Raw genomic sequence first — 3,869 nt, forward strand, 5'->3', positions numbered from 1 at the left:
AAAGCTTAGGCGGGATCTTAGGAAGGTGCAAATTAGTGGTGAATTAGTAGTGGGTGTCTTCGGTTTACTTTGTTCCGGTAAATCTATCTTCACCGCACAGAAAGGCGCGCCTTACACAGCGGGAGATACAGTGATAATATTTGGTGTCGGTTAAACTGATTTGTTTTTACGGGCTGTAGCCATCGTTTGGTTTCCTCAATCCTTTGAGTGCAGAATTAAAGCTTAGGCGGGATCTTAGGAAGGTGCAAATTAGTGGTGAATTAGTAGTGGGTGTCTTCGGTTTACTTTTGAGTGCAGAATTAAAGCTTAGGCGGGATCTTAGGAAGGTGCAAATTAGTGGTGAATTAGTAGTGGGTGTCTTCGGTTTACTTTCTCTTTGTCTTCGTTCCGGTAAATCTATCTTCACCGCACAGAAAGGCGCGCCTTACGCAGCGGGAGATACAGTGGTAGTATTTGGTGTCGGTTAAACTGATCTGTCTTTTACGGGCTGTAGCCATCGTTTGGTTTCCTCAATCCTTTGAGTGCAGAATTAAAGCTTAGGCGGGATCTTAGGAAGGTGCAAATTAGTGGTGAATTAGTAGTGGGTGTCTTCGGTTTACTTTCTTTCGTCTTCGGTTTACTTTCTCTTCGGTTTATTATTAGGCTATATAGGTCATCAGAGTGCTGAAATAAGGCGTGCTATTAAAAATGAACTAGCTTCCCTAGACTCTTTTTTACAGCATTAAAAGTAAATTAGAACTAACTTTTAATGAGAGAAAGGCTCTCCAAAACTATAAGTTAATTATGTTTGACTTATAATTGTTTCGGCATTACTTTATCTTTAAAAGTAAATAATAGTTAACTTATATGAGTAATCTTGCCAAGACAAACAGAACTGGTAAAGCGGTTAAGGCAACAGTGATGCCTAACTTATCAGAACGCTTTACCCCTACTCAGCTCGCTGAGGCGATCACTGCAAAGCGAACTGGTATGAAGTTGTCTCTCGTAGATGTATCTGAAGCATTGTCTATTTCAAAACCAACGCTGGTGAAAATAGAAAAAGGCGATACCAATGTAAAGTTAGCGAACCTTCTCAAGGTAATGGAATACCTTGGTCTTTCATTTAGCCTTCTTTCCGATGATGCTACTTCCAAAGCAGAAACAGAGGTAAGTGATGACTGGTACTGATCTAAATACCCTGAACGTTTATATCGGTCATGATCGTAGAATTGCAGCAATAACCATTCCTGTAGGCTCTGAAACCGAATTAACCTTAACTTACGAGCCTGATTGGATTAAAGAGGGCTTTGCTATCTCGCCCCACCTACCTTTGAACGGTAAGTTTGATCACAGGGCGGTTCGAAACTTTCTACAAAACTTGTTACCTGAAGGTAAAGGGTTAGAAGAAATCACTAGTAATACTACTATATCCAAAAATAATACCTTTGGGCTTATCAAGATCATCGGTGCTGACACATCTGGCGCGTTGTCATTTACAAGTCAAAATAATCAAGAAACCGAAAGTTCATTTCGAGAAGTTACTAATGAAGAGCTAATCGAAAAGTTAGCTCGTTTTAAGAATGCAGGAGAATCAATTACCTATTGGGATGGTCGTACAAGGCTATCAGTCGCAGGTGTACAAGATAAACTTAACTTATTAGAGATAGATGGCAAATTAGGGTTTGGTGAAGGCCAGCTTTGCTCCAATAAGATCTTTAAGTTTGAAACGGGAAAAGCGCCTTTTATTGTCGTGAATGAATTATTTACCATGTTATTGGCAAAACATTCGGGTATTAATGTACCAGAGGTGGCAATACGAAAATATGGAGAAGTCAGCACGTTTGTCATTGACCGTTTTGACCGTAAGTTAATAGCTGAGCAGCAGCGTGTTATGCGCCGTCATATTATCGATGGCTGCCAAGCAACCAACCTACCCCCATCATACAAATACGAGCGTCAACACGGTGATGAAGGCGACGGTATTTATATTCGTGACGGTGTGTCTTTTCCGAAGCTGTTTAATGTACAAACAACCAATGCCGAAGCGTATCAAACGCAACTTATACGCTGGATGACCTTTAATATTTTAGTGCGTAACTATGATGCTCACGGTAAGAACGTCAGTTTCTTTGTGGGTAAACAGGGTTTGAGTCTTACGCCATTTTACGATTTGGTAAATATTGAGGCCATCATTCGAGAGCTCCAGGCAAGGCAGGCTGATGAAAATTCTAATGCGCCAATGGCAAACCATTTCGCGATGTCGATAGGTGAATATGATGCAGGTAGTACTGGTAATTTTAATCACCCGTTTAGTGCTTACATGTTGGCAGACTTCGCCCATGAATTTGGTATATCACTCCCTCGTCTGCAATTGTTGATGAGGCAAATGATCAAGCAAGTGCAAACCTCTGTTGATTTAGCCAAAACTGATGCACTTAAGCAACAGTTAACCGATTCTGAAATTCAGCATATTGAGAAATGCATTGAGATCATAGGTGAAACGCTTGAAGAGCTAAGTGCAGAAGTGGATCAAATAACGGAAATGAGCGACTTAATTTAGTGTGGATTTCTGGCTATTTCTGTTTGTTTCATTAAAGTGGAGTGACAATAAGTAGACAGCAAAACTTGCAATTAAGACTTAAATAAATCAAATATTTAAGAAAATTTTACGCATATATGATTCCTTTCCAGCATGGGCGCAGCGCTAAAGTGGCGAAAGGCATCAACGTAGTGGTTCGGTGCTTGTGGCTCAAAGGGTAAAGTAGGTTGTTAGCTCATGGTATGATTTTCTCAATCAGGTTTGCTATCAATGACCTGTACTAGTTATGTCTATGGCAGTACATAACTCAAATAGGTGATTGCGTAGTATACCGCAGCCCCTAATACTTCGTTAAGTATAGACAACGATTTATTGCCAATAGTAATTAACCAGAGCTTCGGATAATTTAATGTAATTTTAAAAACAATGAGTTAGCNTCATTTCTTATCCAAACCTCAGGTTAAATACCAAAAAGCCGCAAGTAATTGAACTTGCGGCTTTCGATTTGCTTAGGCTGCCGTCACAGTCTTATGGAGAGTTAAAGATACTCCTTCACTNTCCGCTACTTTGTTTTTTGCGAACTGACTGTTTGGATTTATCGCAAGTAACTGCTGATAGTGCGCCAGTGCTTGCGCATACTGCTTGTTTAACTCATACGCTTGCGCGATGCTGTTGTGGTAATATGGCTGCTCGTTATTTTGCGTCAGCGCAAATTTAAAGATTTCGATACCATTATTAACTTGACCATCTTCAACAAGCTTATTGCCCCACTCCACCAAGATCTNCTAAATCATACATTACACCGGTATCTTGCTGCGCTTTTGCAAACNGTAGTCGCGAAGTCGGCAAAACCTTGTTTATCTGTAAGCTGCTTTAAGTACGCCATTGGCTGGTAGGACTTTTTCTTATTAGCGCCGTTAAAGTTGGGAATATAGTAAGCGGCAATATTATCAACAAACTCAATGGGTAATCCACCCAACAGGTTAGTAAGTACAATCACGGAAACCTTGTCTTCAGGGTAGGTGATCACCGTAGTCGCGTTTCCTCCGCTTGCGCTGATCGCTGGGTGATATTTACGCTGAGTCACTTGCCAGCCCATTGCATAGCCGTTTTCTTTGGTGTTAAAGGCTTCTGTACGCCCGTTGTTCAGCTTAACTGGCATCCATAGCATATCTAACTCTTTAACCAGCTCGCCTTGTTGTAGTGATACAACATAGTTAGCTAGTTCCGTTGCGGTTGAACTCATTCCCGCGGCGGTTCTCAACATATAAGGGAATTCGCCGTAAAAGTTTTTGTAATTTCCCTCACCTAAATGAATATATTGGCGAGCCTGATTTGGCACCATAAGTTC

The 3,869-nt window shown here is 40.9% G+C and carries 3 protein-coding genes and 3 pseudogenes (1 of these 6 running past the window's edge); 2 read left to right on the forward strand and 4 right to left on the reverse strand.

What is annotated here, in order from left to right; all coding sequences use genetic code 11:
• Nucleotides 1-73 precede the first annotated feature (73 nt).
• Nucleotides 74-183 (reverse strand): annotated as a pseudogene (locus tag CKO50_RS25160) (transposase); the annotation flags it as partial.
• 203 nt (nucleotides 184-386) lie between these two features.
• Nucleotides 387-497 (reverse strand): annotated as a pseudogene (locus tag CKO50_RS15335) (transposase); the annotation flags it as partial.
• 403 nt (nucleotides 498-900) lie between these two features.
• Between CKO50_RS15335 and CKO50_RS15340 the strand changes: the two are divergent.
• Together CKO50_RS15340 and CKO50_RS15345 are read left to right on the forward strand one after the other, a co-directional pair.
• The gene (locus tag CKO50_RS15340) at nucleotides 901-1,167 is read left to right on the forward strand and encodes a helix-turn-helix domain-containing protein (RefSeq protein ID WP_095728913.1); all 267 of its coding nucleotides are present in this window, start codon (nucleotides 901-903) and stop codon (nucleotides 1,165-1,167) included.
• Nucleotides 1,154-2,539 (forward strand): HipA domain-containing protein, encoded by a 1,386-nt coding sequence (locus CKO50_RS15345; RefSeq protein WP_176474683.1) that lies wholly within the window; start codon nucleotides 1,154-1,156, stop codon nucleotides 2,537-2,539. The genes CKO50_RS15340 and CKO50_RS15345 overlap by 14 nt, the downstream gene beginning before the upstream one ends.
• Nucleotides 2,540-3,027: 488 nt before the next feature.
• Here CKO50_RS15345 and CKO50_RS24750 read toward each other — a convergent pair whose 3' ends face one another.
• Both CKO50_RS24750 and CKO50_RS15350 read right to left on the reverse strand, forming a co-directional pair.
• Nucleotides 3,028-3,294, reverse strand: a complete 267-nt coding sequence (locus CKO50_RS24750) for a tetratricopeptide repeat protein (protein WP_255229984.1) — start codon at nucleotides 3,292-3,294, stop codon at nucleotides 3,028-3,030.
• Nucleotides 3,295-3,308: 14 nt separating this feature from the next.
• A pseudogene (locus tag CKO50_RS15350) lies at nucleotides 3,309-3,869 on the reverse strand (serine hydrolase domain-containing protein) (it continues 690 nt past the right edge of the window).

Origin of the sequence: Pseudoalteromonas sp. HM-SA03 (assembly GCF_002289345.1) — a bacterium.
In the GTDB taxonomy this organism is placed as follows: Bacteria; Pseudomonadota; Gammaproteobacteria; order Enterobacterales; family Alteromonadaceae; genus Pseudoalteromonas.

Coding starts and splice junctions, on each gene's coding strand:
- CKO50_RS15340 (WP_095728913.1), top strand. CDS start 901: ATGCCTAACTTATCAGAACGCTTTACCCCTACTCAGCTCGCTGAGGCG.
- CKO50_RS15345 (WP_176474683.1), top strand. CDS start 1,154: ATGACTGGTACTGATCTAAATACCCTGAACGTTTATATCGGTCATGAT.